Origin of the sequence: Streptomyces composti (genome assembly GCF_012034205.1) — a bacterium.
Lineage (GTDB): Bacteria > Actinomycetota > Actinomycetes > Streptomycetales > Streptomycetaceae > Streptomyces > Streptomyces composti.
Genome location: NZ_JAATEM010000033.1, coordinates 34,091 through 52,991, shown reverse-complemented (window position 1 = coordinate 52,991; position 18,901 = coordinate 34,091). Strand labels below are relative to the sequence as shown.

The window sequence follows — 18,901 nt, the reverse complement described above, 5'->3', positions numbered from 1 at the left end:
CAGCTTGCCGGGAGAGACGTACATCACGCGATCGATTTCGCCTCCTGAGGTTTGATCCACAGTCAACTCGGTTTATCCACAGGCGGTTTGGGGCCAGCTGTGGACAGCCTCGGCGACGAAGCACCCTCCGGGGGCATCACTCACACCGGAGGCCTCACCCGCGCCAGCCGGCGCAGCACCCCCGGCGCCCATCGCTTCAGCGCATGCGCCACTCGTGCCTCGGCGGTCACCGGCACCACCGCCTGATTGCGCACCACCGCCCGCAGGACCGCGTCCGCGACCTTCTCCGGCGGGTAGTTGCGCAGCCCGTACAGGCGGGCCGCCCGCCCGCGCAGCCGCCGCTGCTCCTCGGCGTCCGCGCCCGCGAAGCGCGCCGTGGAGGTGATGGCGGTGTTGACGAAGCCGGGGCAGATCGCCGTCACGCCGATCCCCCGCCCGGCGAGCTCGGCGCGCAGGCTCTCGCTGAGCATCAGCACCCCCGCCTTGGAGGTGCCGTAGGCGGGCAGGGCACGGGTCGGCAGGAAGGCGGCGGCCGAGGCGACATTGACGATGTGGCCGCCCTGCCCGCGCTCCGCCATCCGCCGGCCGAACAGCCGGCAGCCGTGGATCACCCCCCACAGATTGACGTCGAGGACCTGCTTCCAGTCCTCCGGGGTGGTGTCGAGGAAGGGGCCGCCGAGTCCGATGCCGGCGTTGTTGACCAGGATGTCCACCACTCCGTACTCCGTGGTGACCCGGTCCGCGAGCTTCTCCATGGCCTGCTCGTCGGACACGTCCGCCTGCTCCGCCCAGGCCTGAGGGGCACCGGCCCGGCGGGCGTCCGCGGCGGTGCGGGCGGCGGAGTCCGGGTCGCGGTCGACGGCCACCACCCGTGCGCCCGCCCGCGCGAACGCCAGCGCCGTCGCCCGCCCGATGCCGCTTCCGGCCCCGGTGACCAGCACCAGCTGCCCGCCGAAGCGGTCGGCGTACCGGCCCGGCGCCGCCACCCGGGTCCGGCCGGCCTCCACCGAGGTGACGAAGTCGGTGATCCACACCGCCAGTTGGTCGGGGCGGGTGCGCGGTATCCAGTGCCGGGCGGGCAGCGTCCGCCGGGTCAGCTGCGGCACCCACTGCTCCAGGCCGTCGTGGAGCCGCTCGGACAGGAACGCGTCGTCCAGCGGCGTGATCAGCTGCACCGGTGCGTGCGCATACGCGTCGGGGCGCGGCCTGCGCAGCCGGGCGCGGACGTTGTCCCGGTACAGCCATGCCCCGTGGGCCGCGTCCGAGGGCAGCGACGAGGTCGGGTAGCCACCGCCGGGCGCCCTCTCCATCCGCGCCAGGACGCGCGGCCAGGCCCTGCCCAGCGGGCCGCGCCAGGCCAGTTCGGGCAGCACCGGGGTGTGCAGCGCGTACACGTACCAGGACTTGGCGCCCTGGCCGAGCAGCTGACCGACCCGGCGCGGGGTGGGGCGCCTCAGGCGGCGGTCGATCCAGTGGCCGAAGTGGTCGAGGGACGGCCCCGACATGGAGGTGAAGGAGGCGATCCGGCCCTTGGCGCGCGGCACGGTGGTGAACTCCCAGCCCTGCACCGAACCCCAGTCGTGCCCCACCAGATGCACCGGCCGGTCAGGGCTGACCGCGTCGGCGACGGCCAGGAAGTCGTCGGTGAGCTTCTCCAGGGTGAACCCTCCGCGCAGCGGACGCGGTGCCGTGGACCGGCCGTGGCCCCTGACGTCGTACGCCACCACGTGGAAGCGTTCGGCGAGGCGTGGCGCCAGCTCGGACCACACCTCCTTGCTGTCGGGGTAGCCGTGCACCAGCACGACCACCGGCCGGCCGGGCTCGCCCAGCTCGGCCACGCACAGCTCGACCCCGCCCGTCCGCACCCGTCGCTCCCGCGCGCCGGCCAGGCCGCTCTCCGCTGCCTTCGCCATCTCCGCCCTCCCCGCCGACTCGGCCGTCTCCGCCCTCCCCGGCCCGCTCAGCACGCGTCTGCGCAGGCGGCGCGGGCGGGCGGGGCTGCCGCGAATCTGGCAGTTGTTGGACAAGACGTCAACAGCGCCCCTGCGAACACCCCCCTGTGAGTACGCCCCGCAAAGCACCCCCCGCGAGCACGCCCCCTACAAGCACGTACGACTCCCCTACGGGAACGTACGACTCCAGATGGACCCCAAGACGGCTCTCCGGTCTGACGACCGGCGTGGTACGGGTCAATACCGTCGAGGACGTGACTGTGATCGCGACCGAAAGCCTGAGCAAGCGGTACCCGAGGGTGACCGCTCTTGACCGGCTCTCCGTGGACATCGGGCCCGGTGTGACCGGACTCGTCGGAGCCAATGGAGCCGGCAAGTCCACTCTGATCAAGATTCTTCTTGGTCTCTCCCCCGCCACCGAGGGCCGTGCCGAAGTGCTCGGACTGGACGTCGCCGACAAGGGCGCCGCCATCCGGGAGCGGGTCGGCTACATGCCGGAGCACGACTGCCTGCCGCCGGACGTGTCGGCGACCGAGTTCGTCGTCCACATGGCCCGCATGTCGGGGCTGCCGCCCACCGCCGCGCGCGAGCGCACCGCGGACACGCTGCGCCATGTCGGCCTGTACGAGGAGCGCTACCGCCCCATCGGCGGCTACTCCACCGGCATGAAGCAGCGCGTGAAGCTGGCTCAGGCCCTGGTGCACGACCCGCAGCTGGTCTTCCTGGACGAGCCGACCAACGGCCTCGACCCGGTCGGCCGCGACGAGATGCTCGGCCTGATCCGCCGCATCCACACCGACTTCGGCATCTCGGTCCTGGTCACCTCCCACCTGCTGGGCGAGCTCGAGCGCACCTGCGACCACGTCGTCGTCATCGACGGCGGCAAGCTGCTGCGGTCCAGCTCCACCACCGACTTCACCCAGACCACCACCACCCTGGCGATCGAGGTCACCGACACCGACGAGCACCCGGACGGCACCCGCGCGGTGCGCGAGGCGCTCCAGGCGCGCGGGGTGAGCGCCGAGGACGGCAGCGGACTCCCGGGCGCCGGACACATCCTGCTGCTCACCGCGCAGGGCGAGGAGACCTACGACCTGGTCCGCGACGTGATCGCCGACCTGGGCCTCGGCCTGGTGCGCATGGAGCAGCGCCGGCACCACATCGCCGAGGTCTTCACCAGCAGCGACGAGCAGCGGAAGGAGGCGGTCGGCCATGGCAGCTGAGCAGTCCCTGCGGACACCCGCCACCGCCGCGGGTGACACCCGTATCCACAACATCGGCTACCGCTCCTACGACGGACCCCGGCTCGGCCGCGCCTACGCCCGCCGCTCGCTCTACTCGCAGTCGCTGCGCGGCGCCTACGGCCTCGGCCGCTCGGTGAAGTCCAAGGTGCTGCCGATGCTGCTGTTCGTGGTGATGTGCGTGCCGGCCGCGATCATGGTGGCCGTCGCCGTGGCCACCAAGGCCAAGGACCTGCCCGTCGACTACACCGAGTACGCGATCATCATGCAGGCCGTGATCAGCCTGTACGTCGCCTCGCAGGCACCGGTGGCGGTCTCCCGCGACCTGCGCTTCAAGACCGTCCCGCTGTACTTCTCGCGGCCGATCGAGACCGCCGACTACGTGCTCGCCAAGTTCGCCGCGCTGGCCTCGGCCCTGTTCGCCCTCACGGCCGCACCCCTGCTGGTGCTGTACCTGGGCGCGCTGCTCGCCAAGCTCGACTTCACCGACCAGACCAAGGGATTCGCTCAGGGAATCGTCTCCGTGGCACTGCTCTCGCTGCTTCTCGCCGGCATCGGCCTGGTCATCGCCGCCGTCACCCCGCGGCGCGGCTTCGGCATCGCGGCCGTGATCGCGGTCCTGACCATCTCCTACGGCGCGGTCTCCACGCTCCAGGCGATCGCGGACGCCCAGGGCAGCGACGGCTCCATCGCCTGGATCGGCCTGTTCTCGCCGGTCACCCTCATCGACGGGGTGCAGACCGCCTTCCTCGGAGCCACGTCCACCTTCCCCGGCGGGGTCGGCCCGGACACCGGCGAGGGAGTCGTCTACGTCCTGTTCACCCTCGGTCTGATCGCCGCGTGCTACGGCCTCCTGGTGCGCCGCTACAAGAAGGTGGGCCTGTGACAACGCTCTCCATCGACCACGTCTCCCGCTGGTTCGGCAATGTGGTCGCCGTCAACGACATCACCATGACCATCGGCCCCGGCGTGACCGGCCTGCTCGGCCCCAACGGCGCCGGGAAGTCCACCCTCATCAACATGATGGCGGGCTTCCTCGCCCCCTCCACCGGCACCGTCACCCTCGACGGGCAGCAGGTGTGGCGCAACGAGGCCATCTACAAGCACATCGGCATCGTCCCCGAGCGTGAGGCGATGTACGACTTCCTCACCGGCCGCGAGTTCGTCCTCGCCAACGCCGAGCTGCACGGCCTGGGCGCCAAGGCGGCGCAGAAGGCGCTCGCCACGGTCGAGATGGAGTACGCCCAGGACCGCAAGATCGCCACGTACTCCAAGGGCATGCGCCAGCGCGTGAAGATGGCCTCGGCGCTGGTCCACGAGCCGTCGCTGCTGCTGCTCGACGAGCCGTTCAACGGCATGGACCCGCGCCAGCGCATGCAGCTGATGGACCTGCTGCGGCGCATGGGCGACGAGGGCCGCACGGTGCTGTTCTCCTCCCACATCCTCGAGGAGGTCGAGCAGCTCGCCCGGCACATCGAGGTGGTGGTGGCGGGCCGGCACGCGGCCAGCGGCGACTTCCGCAAGATCCGCCGTCTGATGACCGACCGCCCGCACCGCTACCTGGTGCGCTCCAGCGACGACCGCGCCCTGGCCGCGGCGCTGATCGCCGACCCGTCCACCTCCGGCATCGAGGTCGACCGGGCCGAGGGCGCGCTGCTCATCCAGGCGGTGGACTTCGGCCGCTTCACGGCGCTGCTGCCGAGGGTGGCCCGCGACCACGGCATCCGGCTGCTCACCGTCTCGCCGTCGGACGAGTCGCTCGAGTCCGTCTTCTCGTATCTCGTCGCGGCGTAGGAGGCCGAAGATGTACGACCCCACAGTCGCCCGGCTCACCTACCGGGCCCTGCTCGGCCGCCGCCGGGCCCTCATCCTGGGCGCGCTGCCCCTGCTGCTCCTGCTGATCGCGTTCGCGGTGCGGGGCCTCGCCGGAGCCGACGACCAGACCGCGGCCGACCTGCTGGGCGGGCTTGCGCTCGCCACCATGGTGCCGATCATCGGCGTGATCGCCGGTACCGGTGCGATCGGCCCGGAGATCGACGACGGCTCGGTGGTGTATCTGCTCTCCAAGCCGGTCAAGCGGCCCACGATCATCTTCACCAAGCTGATCGTCGCCATCGCCGTGACCATGGTCTTCTCGGCGGTGCCCACGCTGATCGCGGGCTTCGTCCTCAACGGCAACGGGCAGCAGATCGCGGTCGCCTACACCGTGGCGGCGCTGGTCGCCTCCATCGCCTACGCGGCGCTGTTCCTGCTGCTCGGCACGGTCTCCCGGCACGCGGTGGTGTTCGGTCTGGTGTACGCGCTGGTGTGGGAGGCGCTGTTCGGTTCCCTGGTGCCCGGCGCCCGCACGCTGAGCGTCCAGCAGTGGTCGCTGGCCGTGGCGCAGAAGGTCGCCGGAGGCGATCTGATCACCTCCGACGTGGGCCTGACCACGGCGACGGTGCTGCTTGCCGCGGTGACCGTGCTGGCCACCTGGTGCGCAGGCCAGAAGCTGCGCACGCTGACCCTCGCCGGGGAGGAGTGACCCGCTGACCCGCGGGGCCCGGGGAGGAGTGACCCGCGCCGGGCCCCGCCGGCACCGGGTCGGTGCCGCGTCAGCATCGCGCCCGTACGCGCCGGGGCGCCGCCGATCACGGGTGGCGCCCCGGCGCTGTGGCACCGTGGTGCCCCGGCGCTGCCGTGCGGGCCCGCGGTCCTGCGCGGCCCTGTGCGGCGCGGTTTCCGCGGATTTATTCGGTGGCGTCCGGCAGGGCCGGCCGGGCACAGTGGTGCTGTCCGGCGCCGGTGACGATCCGGCGCCCCTGCACCGGGAGAGGAGCGGGACGATGTCCATGCACGGCAGTACGTCCTGCTCCCGTCAGGGCAGCCCGCGGCGGACTCCGGAGTAATCCCTACTGCTCCGTCGAGACCGCACCCCACGGGAGCTGCCCGGGGCGGCCGCTTCGAGCACGCGAGTCGCACCTCGCGTGGGCCGCCCACCCGGAGGATTGGCCGAGTGGCAAGGCACTGGCCCTGCACTGCGCTCCACCAGAGGCAGGCCACGGTCGGGCTGAACGGCCCGCGCACGTTCGATCCGTGCATCCTCCGCCGATCGCCGGGCCGAGGCTCGTCACCGAGCCGGGGCCCGGTTCAGTTCAGCAGCTGCTTGAGCACGACGGCCACACCGTCCTCGTCGTTGGACGAGGTCACCTGGTCGGCCACCGCCCGCAGCTCCGCATGCGCGTTGGCCATCGCCACACCGTGTCCGGCCCAGGCGAACATGGGGATGTCGTTCGGCATGTCCCCGAAGGCGATGGTCTCCGGGGCCTTCACCCCGAGCCGGCGCGCCGCCAGCGACAGCCCCGTGGCCTTGGACAGGCCGAGCGGCAGCAGCTCCACGATGCCCTCGCCCGCCAGCGTCACGGTGACGAAACCGCCCGCGGTCCGTTCGGCCGTCTCGGCCAGCTCGTCGTCGCTCAGCGTCGGGTGCTGGATGTAGAGCTTGTTCAGCGGGGCCGACCACAGGTCCGAGGCGTCCGTGAACGGGGTGGCGGGCAGCCCGCCCACCACCTCGTAGCCGGGCCCGACCAGCACCTCACCGTCCAGCCCGTCCCGGCTCGCCGCCAGATGCAGCGGTCCGACCTCCGCCTCGATCTTGGCCAGGGCCACTCCGGCGAGCTGCCGGTCCAGGGTGACCGAGGTCAGCAGGCGCCCGGCCCCGGCGTCGTAGACCTGGGCGCCCTGACCGCAGACGGCGAGGCCCTGGTAGCCGAGGTCGTCGAGGACGGGGCGGGTCCAGGGCACCGCCCGGCCGGTGACGACGATGTGCGCCGCGCCCGCCGCCGCTGCCGCGGCGAGCGCGTCACGGGTGCGCCGGGTGACCGATCCGTCGGAGCCGAGCAGCGTGCCGTCGAGGTCGGTGGCGACCAGCCGGTACGGGAACGGTGAGGAGGAGCCGCTCACTTGGCGACCGGTTCCAGCAGCTCCCGCCCGCCCAGGTAGGGCCGGAGCACCTCCGGCACCCGCACGGAGCCGTCGGGCTGCTGGTGGTTCTCCAGGATCGCCACGATGGTGCGCGGCACGGCGCACAGGGTGCCGTTGAGCGTGGCCAGCGGCCGCACGGTCTTGCCGTCGCGCACGCGGATCTGCAGGCGCCGCGACTGGAACTCGGTGCAGTCGGAGGTGGAGGTCAGCTCGCGGTACTTGCCCTGGGTCGGGATCCACGCCTCGCAGTCGTACTTGCGGGCGGCCGAGGAGCCCAGGTCGCCCGAGGCGACGTCGATCACGCGGAACGGCAGCTCCAGCGAGGTCAGCCACTGCTTCTCCCACTCCAGCAGCCGCCGGTGCTCCTCCTGCGAGTCCTCGGGGGCGACGAAGGAGAACATCTCGACCTTGTCGAACTGGTGCACCCGGAAGATGCCGCGGGTGTCCTTGCCGTGCGAGCCGGCCTCGCGGCGGAAACACGGGGAGAAGCCGGCGTAGCGCAGCGGCAGCCGGTCGGCGTCGATGATCTCGTCCATGTGGTACGCGGCGAGCGGTACCTCGGAGGTGCCGACCAGGTAGAGGTCGTCCTTGTCGAGGTGGTAGACGTCCTGCGCCGCCTGGCCGAGGAAGCCGGTGCCGGCCATCGACTGGGGGCGGACCAGCGCCGGGGTCAGCATCGGCGTGAAGCCGGCCGCGGTGGCCTGCGCGATGGCCGCGTTCACCAGCGCCAGCTCCAGCAGGGCGCCCACGCCGGTGAGGAAGTAGAAGCGGGACCCGGAGACCTTGGCGCCGCGCTCGACGTCGATGGCGCCGAGGATCTGGCCGAGCTCCAGGTGGTCCTTGGGCTCGAAGCCTTCGGCGGCGAAGTCACGGATGGTGCCGTGCGTCTCCAGGGTGACGAAGTCGTCCTCGCCGCCGACGGGCACGTCGGGGTGGACGATGTTGCTCAGCTTGAGCAGCAGCTCCTGCGTCTCGGCGGCCGCGGCGTCACGGTCGGCGTCGGCCGCCTTGACGTCGGCCTTGAGCTGCTCCGCCTTCCTCAGCAGCTCCGCCTTCTCGTCGCCGGTCGCCTTGGGGATGAGCTTGCCGAGCGCCTTCTGCTCGGCGCGCAGCTCGTCGAAGCGGACGCCGGACGACCTGCGCCGCTCGTCGGCAGACAGGAGGGCGTCGACGAGCGCGACGTCCTCTCCACGGGCGCGCTGGGAAGCGCGCACACGGTCGGGGTCCTCACGAAGCAGGCGAAGGTCAATCACGGCTCAAGGCTACCGGTGCGGACGGACGGCTCTCGACTCACTATTGCCGTGGCGCCAATTACGTCCTGTTATGAGCGAAATGCGTGCTGTGTTCCTCGAGGTCAAGGGAATGGCGGCGCAGCCCGGAACGGGTAGGTGCGAGTATGCGGGTTGACCGGAATTCCCTGGCCGTGAGGCCCTGGGCGGCCGGTTGTCCACAGGTCCGAGTGTGATCCAAAAAGTTATCCACAGGGTGTGGGGGAAAACTGTGGACGTTGGAATTGATCACTCCGAATCACTTGATCGAACTCGAGGATTCCCTGGACAAAGACCCTTTACCCCCACTTTCGAGTGGAAAGGAGTCGCTCCAAAGGGTTGACCAAAGGAAAAGGGTGGACGAAGGGTGATGGGCGGCACAGTGAACGCGATCATGCCTCAAAGGGCGATTTGTCGACCGAAGGTGCAGTGGGTGTCGACTTGTCCCCAGGTCGAGAAGCGGACCTGTGGATAACTCCTGTGGACAACCGAAAATCGGCAGGTAGCACCGCTCGGACGGCCGCCACGAGACGGCCCCGGGGCCGCCGTACGACGCCCGTACCCGCACCTGGCCGGTCCCGTTCCGCACCCCGCGGTGCCCCGGTCGGGATCAGCGGGTCAGAACCTGCCGTCCTGGCACCGCGCCACCCAGTCGGCCGCCGCGGCGAACTCCTCGTCCGAGGTCCCGGGCAGCAGCGGCCGCACCTCCTCGGGGCCCACGTCCGCCCGCGGGTACGAGCCGAGGAAACGCACCTGCAGGCAGATCCGCTTCAGCCCCATCAGCGCCTCGGCCACCCTGCGGTCCGAGATGTGGCCCTCGGCGTCGATGCAGAAGCAGTAGTTGCCGATGCCCGCACCGGTCGGCCGGGACTGCAGCAGCATCAGGTTGATACCGCGGGTGGCGAACTCGCCCAGCAGATCACGCAGGCCACCGGGATGATCGTCGCGCTGCCACAGCACCACGGAGGTCTTGTCGGCGCCGGTCGGCGCGGCGGGCCGGGCCGGCCTGCCGACCAGCACGAAGCGGGTCTGCGCGTTCTCCGCGTCGTGGATGTCGGTCTCCAGCGCCTCCAGGCCGTAGCGGGAGGCGGCGAACTCACCGGCGAAGGCCGCGTCGTAACGGCCCTCCTGCACCAGCCGGGCACCGTCCGCGTTGGAGGCGGCGGACTCCCAGACGGCGTCCGGGAGATTGGCCTTGAGCCAGTTGCGGACCTGCGGCTGGGCGGCCGGGTGGGCCGTCACCGTCTTGATGTCCGACAGCTTGGTGCCGGGCCGCACGAGCAGCGCGAAGGCGATCGACAGCAGCACCTCGCGGTAGATCATCAGCGGGGCGCCGGCGACCAGCTCGTCCAGCGTGGTGGTGATGCCGCCCTCGACGGAGTTCTCGATCGGCACGAAGGCCGCCTCCGCCTCACCGGCGCGCACCGCGTCCAGCGCGGACTGCACGGAGACGTACGGGACCAGCTCCCGGGTGGCGGCCTCGGGAAGCGTGCGCAGGGCGACCTCGGTGAAGGTGCCTTCGGGGCCGAGATAGGCATAGCTCGCGGGCATGACCTCACCCTAATGGGCCCGCGCCTCCGCCGGCCCGGCATGACCTCTCCGGGTGACGTCCGGCGGCTTCACCCCTCCAGCAGGCGCTGCCCCACGTACTCTCCCTCCGCCGCACCGCCCGGCACCGCGAACAGCCCGCTCGCCTCATGCCGGATGTACCGCGACAGCGCGTCCCCGCGGTCCAGCTTGCGCTGCACCGGCACGAACCCGCGCAGCGGATCGGCCTGCCAGCAGATGAACAGCAGCCCCGCGTCCGGCACGCCGTCCGCGTCGATCCCGTCGTGGTACGAGAACGGGCGCCGCAGCATCGCCGCCCCGCCGTTCTGGTCGGGCCGGGTGATCCGGGCGTGCGCGTTGTAGGGGACGACGAGATTGCCCTCGGCGTCCGTCTTCTCCAGGTCCATCTCCGAGGTCTCGGTGCCTCCGGAGAGCGGGGCGCCGTCGGACTTGCGGCGCCCGATGACGTTCTCCTGCTCCTTCAGCGACAGCTGCTCCCAGTCGTCGAGCAGCATCCGGATCCGGCGCACCACCGCGTAGGAGCCGTTCGCCATCCACGCCGGCTCGCCGTTCTCCGGGACAAAGATCCGCTGCTCGAAGTCCGGGTCGGACGGCTTGGGGTTACGGGTGCCGTCGATCTGGCCCATCAGATTGCGGGCGGTCATGGGGCGGGCGGTGGCCCCCGGCGTGCGGTTGAAACCGTTCATCTGCCAGCGCACCCGGGCGGCCGAGCCTGCGTCCCGCTGGATCGCGCGCAGCGCATGGAAGGCGACCAGTGCGTCGTCGGAGCCGATCTGCACCCACAGGTCGCCGTTGCTGCGCGTCTTGTCGAGGCGGTCGGAGGAGAACTCCGGCAGCGGGTCCAGGGCCACCGGGCGCTGTTTCTCCAGCCCGGTACGGGCGAAGAAGCTGTGCCCGAAACCGAAGGTCAGGGTCAGTCCGGAGGGGCCGGCGTCACGGGCCACATCGGTGTCGCCGTGCGCGGCCGGCTCCCCGGCCATCAGGCGCCGGGCCGTGTCCGACCAGCGGCGCATCAGCGCGGCGGTCTCCTTGCGGCCGGCGCCCGGCGCCAGATCGAAGGCGATCAGATGGCCCCGGGCCTGGAGTCCCTCGGTGATACCGGGCTGGTGTTTCACGTGAAACGGCACCCGCCGCTCGCCCACCGACGACAGCGGGGTCGACGCATCGGCCGGAGCCGAGGCGTATCCCACGGCGCCGCCCGCCGCGCCGAACACAAGGCCCGTCGCCCCGGCGGTGCCGAGCAGCCGTCGCCGCGAGATCCCCTGACCCGCGGCCCGCGTGGCGGCGCCCTCCTCGGGGGCGTCCGGAGCCGTCTGGGAAGTGGACTGGTCAGCCATGGTGGTTCAGCCGATCTGAGTGTTCTTGGAGACGGTCACCTGGTCGATGTCGGAGGTCCGCACGGTCGCCTCGATCTTCCAGTCACCGGCCATGGGGATCTGCACCCCGCTCGCGGACCAGTGTCCGGTGGAGAGGTGATCGGGCGCGACCGGCAGCGGCCCGATGTCCTTGGCCTCCAGGGTGAAGGCGATCTTGACCTCGGGGATGTCGTAGGGCTTGCCGTCGGGGCCCTCCACATAGACATGCACGGCGTTGCTGCCCACCTGCGCCGGGTCCAGGTCGATGGTCACCACGCCCTTGCCGTCCTTGCCGCCGGTGTCGAACGGCATGTTCAGGGTGACCGCGCCGGATCCCTGCCCGGAGGCGGCGGACGACGAAGAGGAAGAGGAGGACGAGGTGGCCGCGGCGGCCTCCTGTACGGTGCGCCCCGGCTCCGTCTGCGTCAGCACGGTCGTCACGGCGAGCAGTACGACGGCGACGCCTGCCTCCGCGAGCACGGAACGGCGCAGACCGGAGCGATTGGGGTCGGCGTCCCGCAGCCGCTTCCGCCGGGCCGCCTCCACGGCGGCCCGCTGCCGGGCGAGCTGCGCGGCCCGCACCGAGCCGGTGGCGTCGGCGGCCTTTCCGGCGGGTGCGGCGTTCTTCCCGGCGTCGCCTGCGGAGGGTGTGCCGTCACCGGCCTCGCTCGCCGAGCCGTCACCCGTACCAGCCTCGTCCGAAGCGCTGCTGCCCTCGTCGGCCTCACCGGAGGTGCCCTTGCCAGCCGCACCGGCTCCCGCGGCACCGCCCTCGGCCGCGCCGCTCGCGGCCGCACCCTTGCCCGTGCCGCCCCCCTGCGCCACGGCGCCCGCGTGCTGCGCGGCCTTCCTGGCCTCGGTGGCCTCCTTGGTTTTCCTGGACTCCTCCCGCTGGGGAGTCTCCGCCAGCCGGGCCGTCCACGTCCGCGAGACATAGGCGATCCCGACGAGCACCGCCACCAGGCCGATCTTCGCCAGCAGCAGCTGCCCGTACCGCGTGTCGGTGAACGCCGACCAGGAGCCGAGCTGACGCCAGCTCTGGTAGATCCCGGTGACGGCCAGGACGAGCACACTGCCGAAGGCCAGCCGGGAGAACCGCCGGACCGCGTCCCGGCCGACCGGGGTCTCGGCCGGTGCCCGGTGAAGCGCCACCAGCAGGGCGGTGAGCCCGCCGAGCCAGGCGGCGACGGCCAGCAGATGGATCACGTCGACCGGCATGGCGATGCCCGGCTGGAGCCCGGTGGAGGCGTGCTCGGACAGCGCCCAAGTCGCCGCAAGACCGGTCGCCACCACCGTGCCGCCGATCGCCAGACCGAAGGCCAGATCCCGCTTCTCCTCGTCGTCCCGCTTGTCGTACGCGCCGAAGAACACCGCGATGAACAGCGCAGCCGCCGCGAGCAGCAGCAGCCGGGACACCAGCGCCGCGCCCGTCTTGGTCTGCAGCACCTCACCGAGCAGCGAAAGATCGAAGACGTCCCCGATCTTCCCCGAGCCGGTGTAGGAGCCGCGCAGGAGCAGCAGCGCCAGGGTGGCCGAGGTCAGCGCCAGCCAGCCGGCGACCACCAGCCGTTGCAGCGCCCGCACCCCGGACCCGTGCGGCCAGCAGGCCAGCACGAAGGCGGCCGCACCGACGAGCACCACGAACCCGGCGTAGGACACATACCGTCCGGCGCCGTACAGCCAGCCGACCGGGCCCTCGTCCGAGGCCTGCGCGGAGGCCGACACGGTGGTCTCGGAGGGCGCGCCGATGGAGAAGGTGAAGGCACCCGTGACGGGGTGGCTGTCCGCCGACACCACCTGGTAGGTCACCGTGTACGTGCCGTCGGGCAGCCCGCTGAGCAGGCGCACCGTGTAGGTGGTGCCCTCCGGGTTGGACACCTCGCCCCGGTCGACGCGCTCGCCCTTGGGGTCGAGGACGCGCACGGCGTCGTCGCTGACCGCGATCGGCTCGGAGAAGGTGAGCGAGACCTTGGCGGGCGCCTTGTCGACCACCGCCCCCTGCCGGGGGTCGCTGCCGGTCAGCGCGGCGTGCGCGGAGGCGGGCGCGGCACCCGCCAGGAGCGTGCCGGCGACGGCCAGCAGCAGGACGAGCAGGGTCCGGACGCGGGGGGCGATGGTCTGGGTGGTCACGGGGGTGGTCTCCCTCAGTGTCCGTGCTTCGGGGTGTAGGTGGCCGGCTTCACCGGGATGTCGACCGTGACGGGGTCGGAGTGGGCGAACCGCAGCTCGACGGTGACCTTCTGGCCCTCCTTCGGCTTGCGCTTCAGCTCCTCGAACATCAGGTGGTTGCCGCCGCTCTTCAGCACCAGCCGACCGTGCGCCGGGATCTCGAGGCTCTCGACCTCCTGCATCGAGCCGTCGACGGTCTCGTGCACGGTGACCTGGCCGGCGATGTCGCTGCTGACCGAGGTCAGCCGGTCGTCGGCGCCGCCCTTGTTGGTGATGGTGAAGAACCCGGCCGCCATGTCCGACACCGGCTGCGGCATGTACGCACCGGTGACGGACAGCTCCGCCTTGTCCGATGCCGCGTCCGCCCCGGAGTCCGAGCCGCCGCAGCCGGCCAGGGTGAGCGCCCCCGCGACGACCCCGGCCGCGACCGCGAGCCGCCTCACGGGTTCTCCCCCTTGATGATCTTCGGGAGGTCCTTGGCGTAGTCCTGGACGGTGGCGTCGTCACCGTAGAAGAGGTAGCCGGCGTCGGTCTTCGGGTTGAAGGCGACGACCTGGGTGCCGTGGTCCGAGACGATCTTGCCGTTGTCGTCCTTGCGCGGCGGGTCGATGGAGATGCCGAGGGTGCGGGCGCCGGCCTGGATGGTGTCGAAGTCACCGGTGAGGCCGGTGACCTGGGGGTCGATGCCCTTGAGCCACTTGCCGAGTTCCTTCGGGGTGTCCCGCTTCGGGTCGGTGGTGACGAAGACGATCTGCAGCTTGTCCTGCTGCTCCTTGGGCAGCTGCTTCTTGGCCACCGCGATGTTGTTCATCGTCAGCGGGCACACGTCGGGGCAGTGGGTGTAGCCGAAGTAGATCAGCGTGGGCTTGCCCGCCGTCTCCTCGCGGAAGTCGTAGGGCTTGCCGTCGGTGTCGGTGAGGACCAGGTCCGGCTTCTCGAAGGGCTTGTCGAGAACGGTGGCCGCCTTCTTCTGACCGGCCTCCTCGGAGACCACGGTGACGGGGGCGTCGCCGCTGTCCCCGTCGTCGGTGCCGCAGGCGGTGAGGGTCAGGGTGGCGGCGAGCAGGGCCGCCGCCGTCAGGGTCTTGTTGCGCATGTGAGGTGTCCCCGGAGGTGAGTGATCCGGCGTGCACCGGGAGGACACGGGGCCGTGGCCGGTCCCGGTGCACGCCGTGGAAAAGGGTGCGGGTCAGGTCGTGGAGCGCCGGCGGCCGGCCAGCACGCCGTAGGCGACGCCCGCGGCACCGACCACGATGCCGACGACGCCCAGGACCCGGGCGGTGGTGTCGGTGCCGCCGCCGGACTCCTCGGAGTCCGCGGCGCCGGTCCCGGCGGCGGCGTTCTCGGTCCCGTCCTCCGCCTTGCCGTCGGAGGCGCCGTGCCGGCCGTCCTCGGGGGCCTCGGACAGGGCGAGGACCGGCGCCGGGTTGTCCGGCTCCTCCTGGCCCTTCTGCGGCACCTCGATCCAGCGGACGACCTCCTTGTCGGAGTACGTCTGCAGGGCCTTGAAGGCGAGCTCGTCGGCGTCCTCGGGCAGTGTGCCGATGGACACCGGGAACTTCTGGAAGAAGCCGGGCTCGATGCCCTTGCCGTCGGCGGTCCAGGTGACCTTGCTGACCACCTCGTCGATCTTCTTGCCGTGCAGCTCGAGCGGCTTGTCCAGCTTGGACTTGGTGACCTCGGCCTTCCAGCCGGGCACCGGCTGCGGCATCACCGACGCCAGCGGGTGGTCGGCGGGGAAGGTCACCTCGAGCTTGGTGGTCGAGGCGTCGTCCCGCTCATTGGGGACCTTGAAGTCGACGACCGCGTACGAGCCCTTCGCGGCCTCGCCCTCCGGCTGCACCGTCACATGCGCGACGGCGGGGGCGGACAGGGCGAGCACGGCGGCACCGGCGACGGCAGCGGCGGCGGCGATACGGGAAGCCTTCATGGCAGAAGCACTCCGCTTCTCTTCGTGTTCTCTTCGGTTTCACGGACGGTGACGCGTACGCGGACGGCACCCCCGCCGGGGGCGGACCGGGCGCACGCGGAGACGCGGGGACGCACCCGTGCATGCCGGGCCTCCTCGGAGGAGGCCCGCGCCGTACCCCTTCTCGGCCGGTCGGTCCGGGGCAACCCGGTCCTGTTCCCGACGAGGCCGTGGCGTCCCCTCCGCGGAACCGGGAGCGGCGCCGTGTCAGGCGGCGAGCGCGAGTGCGGTGCGGCCGGCGGGCGGGCCGCGCCGGATCACCGTGTGGTGGAGTGCGGTGGTGTGCGGCGGCGGCGGCGTGAGCTGCGGCGTCGGTGTCCTCGGCGCGGCTTCCGGCGCGCCGGGCAGCCCCGCGCGCAGCACACACACCAGGGCGATCGCGGCACGCAGCGACCGCATGAGTGCGCCCTCGGTGACGCCGTGGGCCGACAGGTCGGCGAGCCGCAGCAGTGCGAGGTCGCCGTGCCGCAGCAGCCAGCCCGTGGCGAGCGCCGCCAGGACGTGCACCAGCAGCATCGGCAGGGACGGCAGCAGTGACACCGGGGCGCCGGCCGAGGACACCGAGTCCGTCAGGACGTGCCCGGCGTGCGGGTCGCCGCCCGCGGGGAGCACCCGCGCGTCGGTCAGGATCTGCCGCGCCCGTGCCGCACTGATCGCCCCCTCGTGGGGACCGCAGGCCAGCCGCGCCGCCCGTTCGACCAGTGCCGCGTCGGAGAGCCGCGCCCCGGCCGGCGAACCGGCCCCGTGCTGCCCCAGCCCGAACAGCGTGTGCAGCGCCGTCTGACCGACCGTCAGCATGGCCGCCGTCCCCGGCAGCGAGCGGGGACGCCCCGCCAGCGGCACCGCGACCGCCAGCGCCGCGAGGAAACCGGCGCCCAGCGCCCACAGCGGAACGGCGGTGCAGGAGGTGATCGTGTGACCTGCCCCGGCCAGCACGACACAGACCGCGGCGAACACCGCGGCCCGCATGATCCGGAGCCCTGCTCCGGTGCGCGTCGTACGCGGGTGGGGGGCAGACATGGCGGGCCCATCATCGCACCGGGCCCCCGGGCGCCGTACGGCAGGTCCCGAAGATGAGGTTCGACCGGAAGGTCGCCTTGGCCGCCGACCGCCCCACATACACCGATCGGCTTCCCGGCACACCCGCCATATGGGCGGCATCACGTCAACTTCACGCTTACACGTGAGCACCCAGGGCAATACGTAACGGTATGTCGAGGCGCGGCCTGGAGGCTGGAGCATGAGCATCTGGTGGTCACTCCAACTGCGGCGTGAGGCTGCCAGCGTGCCGCTCGCCCGGCGCCTGCTGCTCGGCACGATGGAGACCGCGGGCGTCGACCCCGACGTCTCCTACGACTTGTCCGTCGCCCTCAGCGAGGCCTGCGCCAACGCCGTCGAGCACGGCGGCGACGGCGCCCGCGGTGCCTCCTCCGAGGCCTACCGGGTCACCGCCTATCTGGACGGCGAGAAGTGCCGCATCGAGGTCGCCGACGCCGGCCCCGGCTTCTCCGCCGGGGCCGGCTCCCGTTCCCGGCTCCCCGCCCGCCCGGCTCCCGCCGACGCGGAGCACGGCCGCGGCCTCTGCCTCATCCAGGAACTCGCCGACCACGTCCACTTCGGCACCCAGCCCGGCCGCGGCGGCGCGGTGCTGAGCTTCGACAAGATCCTCAAATGGCGGGAAGACGCCCCCCTGATGGCGGTGTGACGGCGGTGCGGCCCGGCGGGCGGGCCTGCGCGGGCGCCTCCCGCCTGAGGTCCGCGAGCCTTTGCCCCCTGGGTTCCAGGCGGACCGGAAGCCGTGAGCGGAAGAGGCCGGGTACCCAGCGGTACCCGGCCTCTTCGGCGTCGGGGGATGTCAGCCCTGGAGAGACGCCATCCAGGCCTCGACCTCGTCCGAGCGCCGGGGCAGGGCGGCGGAGAGGTTCCGGTTGCCGTCCTCCGTGACCAGGATGTCGTCCTCGATGCGGACGCCGATGCCCCGGTACTCCTCCGGCACGGTCAGGTCGTCCGCCTGGAAGTACAGACCGGGCTCGACGGTGAGCACCATGCCGGGCTCCAGCGTGCCGTCGACATATGTCTCGGTCCGTGCGGCGGCGCAGTCGTGGACGTCCATGCCGAGCATGTGGCCGGTGCCGTGCAGGGTCCAGCGGCGCTGCAGCCCCAGCTCGAGCACCCGCTCCACGGGGCCCTCGACCAGGCCCCACTCCACGAGCCGCTCGGCCAGCACCCGCTGGGCCGCGTCGTGGAAGTCCCGGTACTTGGCGCCCGGCTTCACCGCCGCGATCCCGGCCTCCTGGGCGTCGTACACCGCGTCGTAGATCTTCTTCTGCAGCTCGGTGTAGCGGCCGCTGATCGGCAGGGTGCGGGTGACGTCGGCCGTGTAGTACGTGTGCGTCTCGACGCCCGCGTCGAGCAGCAGCAGGTCGCCGGCGCGGACCGGGCCGTCGTTGCGCACCCAGTGCAGCGTGGTGGCGTGCGGGCCGGCCGCGCAGATGGAGCCGTAGCCGACGTCGTTGCCCTCCACGCGGGCGCGCAGGAAGAAGGTGCCCTCGATGTAGCGCTCGCTGGTCGCCTGGGCCTTGTCGAGGACCTTCACCACGTCCTCGAAGCCGCGCACCGTCGAGTCGACGGCCTTCTGCAGCTCGCCGATCTCGAAGTCGTCCTTCACCAGCCGCATCTCGGAGAGGAAGACCCGCAGCTCCTCGTCGCGCTCGGCGGTGACCTTGTCGGTCAGCGCGGCCTCGATGCCGGCGTCGTGGCCGCGCACCACGCGGACCGGGCCGGTGGCCTCACGCAGCGCGTCGGGCAGCTCGCGCACGTCGGACGCGGGGATGCCGTAGAGCTTCTCCGCCTCGGTGAGGGAGCGGCGGCGGCCGACCCACAGTTCGCCGTGGCCGTCCAGCCAGAACTCGCCGTTCTCCCGGTTGGAGCGCGGCCGGAGGTAGATCGTCGACCGGTGGCCGTCGGCGGTGGGCTCCATGACGAGGACGCCGTCCTCGGTCTGGTTGCCGGTGAGGTACGCGTACTCGACCGAGGCGCGGAAGGGGTAGTCCGTGTCGTTCGAACGCGTCTTGAGGTTGCCCGCGGGGATCACCAGGCGCTCGCCGGGGAAGCGCGCGGAGAGCCGGGCGCGGCGGGCGGCGGTCTCGGCCGCCTGCGGGATCGGCTCCAGGTCGTGCAGCTCCGTGTCGGCCCAGCCGGTCTTCATGTTCTCGGCCAGCTCGTCGGACACGCCCGGGTACAGGCCGTTCTTGCGCTGCTTGATGGGCTCTTCGGTCTCTTCCGGGGTCTCCGGGGTGAGCTCGTCGGCCACGTCATCCTCCTCGATACGGCACTGGACCGCCCTCCATCGTACGGTCGCGCCGAAACGGTCACCGGAGGTGAGCGCCTCTTACGTCACGGGTCACCGGTGCCG

16 protein-coding genes and 1 tRNA gene are annotated in these 18,901 nt (G+C 71.8%); 6 read left to right on the top strand and 11 right to left on the bottom strand.

Annotated features, from left to right (window positions below; genetic code table 11):
• Positions 1–140 precede the first annotated feature (140 nt).
• Positions 141–1,913, bottom strand: a complete 1,773-nt coding sequence (locus HCJ93_RS24420; protein ID WP_167997956.1) for an SDR family oxidoreductase — start codon at positions 1,911–1,913, stop codon at positions 141–143.
• Between the two features lie 299 nt (positions 1,914–2,212).
• Here HCJ93_RS24420 and HCJ93_RS24415 point away from each other — a divergent pair, with 299 nt between their 5' ends.
• The 5 genes from HCJ93_RS24415 to HCJ93_RS24395 all read left to right on the top strand — a co-directional run bounded on the left by HCJ93_RS24415 (position 2,213) and on the right by HCJ93_RS24395 (position 6,280).
• Positions 2,213–3,175, top strand: coding sequence for an ABC transporter ATP-binding protein (locus HCJ93_RS24415; protein WP_167997986.1), 963 nt, complete (start codon positions 2,213–2,215; stop codon positions 3,173–3,175).
• Positions 3,165–4,079: an ABC transporter permease gene (locus HCJ93_RS24410; protein WP_167997955.1), complete on the top strand. Its 915-nt coding sequence runs from the start codon at positions 3,165–3,167 to the stop codon at positions 4,077–4,079. The genes HCJ93_RS24415 and HCJ93_RS24410 overlap by 11 nt, the downstream gene beginning before the upstream one ends.
• Positions 4,076–4,987 carry an ABC transporter ATP-binding protein gene (locus tag HCJ93_RS24405; RefSeq protein ID WP_167997954.1) on the top strand — a complete coding sequence of 304 codons (912 nt, stop codon included), beginning with the start codon at positions 4,076–4,078 and terminating at the stop codon, positions 4,985–4,987. The genes HCJ93_RS24410 and HCJ93_RS24405 overlap by 4 nt, the downstream gene beginning before the upstream one ends.
• A 10-nt stretch (positions 4,988–4,997) precedes the next feature.
• Positions 4,998–5,717: an ABC transporter permease subunit gene (locus HCJ93_RS24400; protein ID WP_167997953.1), complete on the top strand. Its 720-nt coding sequence runs from the start codon at positions 4,998–5,000 to the stop codon at positions 5,715–5,717.
• Between the two features lie 457 nt (positions 5,718–6,174).
• A tRNA-OTHER gene (locus HCJ93_RS24395) sits at positions 6,175–6,280 on the top strand.
• Positions 6,281–6,322: 42 nt separating this feature from the next.
• Here the strand turns inward: HCJ93_RS24395 and HCJ93_RS24390 are convergent.
• The 9 genes from HCJ93_RS24390 to HCJ93_RS24350 all read right to left on the bottom strand — a co-directional run bounded on the left by HCJ93_RS24390 (position 6,323) and on the right by HCJ93_RS24350 (position 16,506).
• The gene (locus HCJ93_RS24390) at positions 6,323–7,135 is read right to left on the bottom strand and encodes an HAD family hydrolase (protein ID WP_167997952.1); all 813 of its coding nucleotides are present in this window, start codon (positions 7,133–7,135) and stop codon (positions 6,323–6,325) included.
• Positions 7,132–8,409 carry a serine--tRNA ligase gene (serS, locus tag HCJ93_RS24385; protein WP_167997951.1) on the bottom strand — a complete coding sequence of 426 codons (1,278 nt, stop codon included), beginning with the start codon at positions 8,407–8,409 and terminating at the stop codon, positions 7,132–7,134. The genes HCJ93_RS24390 and serS overlap by 4 nt, the downstream gene beginning before the upstream one ends.
• Positions 8,410–9,042: 633 nt before the next feature.
• Positions 9,043–9,975 carry a prephenate dehydratase gene (gene pheA / locus HCJ93_RS24380; RefSeq protein ID WP_167997950.1) on the bottom strand — a complete coding sequence of 311 codons (933 nt, stop codon included), beginning with the start codon at positions 9,973–9,975 and terminating at the stop codon, positions 9,043–9,045.
• Positions 9,976–10,043: 68 nt separating this feature from the next.
• Positions 10,044–11,330 carry an iron uptake transporter deferrochelatase/peroxidase subunit gene (gene efeB, locus HCJ93_RS24375; RefSeq protein ID WP_167997949.1) on the bottom strand — a complete coding sequence of 429 codons (1,287 nt, stop codon included), beginning with the start codon at positions 11,328–11,330 and terminating at the stop codon, positions 10,044–10,046.
• 6 nt (positions 11,331–11,336) lie between these two features.
• Positions 11,337–13,478, bottom strand: coding sequence for a copper resistance CopC/CopD family protein (locus HCJ93_RS24370; RefSeq protein WP_167997948.1), 2,142 nt, complete (start codon positions 13,476–13,478; stop codon positions 11,337–11,339).
• Positions 13,479–13,492: 14 nt separating this feature from the next.
• A complete protein-coding gene (locus HCJ93_RS24365; protein WP_167997947.1) occupies positions 13,493–13,960 on the bottom strand; it encodes a copper chaperone PCu(A)C in 468 nt (155 codons plus the stop codon).
• Positions 13,957–14,613: an SCO family protein gene (locus tag HCJ93_RS24360; RefSeq protein ID WP_167997946.1), complete on the bottom strand. Its 657-nt coding sequence runs from the start codon at positions 14,611–14,613 to the stop codon at positions 13,957–13,959. Before HCJ93_RS24360 ends, HCJ93_RS24365 begins: the two co-directional genes overlap by 4 nt.
• 93 nt (positions 14,614–14,706) lie before the next feature.
• Positions 14,707–15,447, bottom strand: a complete 741-nt coding sequence (locus HCJ93_RS24355) for a YcnI family copper-binding membrane protein (RefSeq protein ID WP_167997945.1) — start codon at positions 15,445–15,447, stop codon at positions 14,707–14,709.
• A 246-nt stretch (positions 15,448–15,693) separates the two neighbouring features.
• Entirely contained in the window at positions 15,694–16,506 is an 813-nt protein-coding gene (locus HCJ93_RS24350) for a hypothetical protein (RefSeq protein ID WP_167997944.1), read from the bottom strand.
• A 220-nt stretch (positions 16,507–16,726) separates the two neighbouring features.
• Between HCJ93_RS24350 and HCJ93_RS24345 the strand changes: the two genes are divergently transcribed.
• Positions 16,727–17,191, top strand: a complete 465-nt coding sequence (locus tag HCJ93_RS24345) for an ATP-binding protein (RefSeq protein ID WP_167997943.1) — start codon at positions 16,727–16,729, stop codon at positions 17,189–17,191.
• 150 nt (positions 17,192–17,341) lie between these two features.
• Here HCJ93_RS24345 and HCJ93_RS24340 read toward each other — a convergent pair whose 3' ends face one another.
• The gene (locus HCJ93_RS24340; protein ID WP_167997942.1) at positions 17,342–18,799 is read right to left on the bottom strand and encodes an aminopeptidase P family protein; all 1,458 of its coding nucleotides are present in this window, start codon (positions 18,797–18,799) and stop codon (positions 17,342–17,344) included.
• Positions 18,800–18,901: the final 102 nt, after the last annotated feature.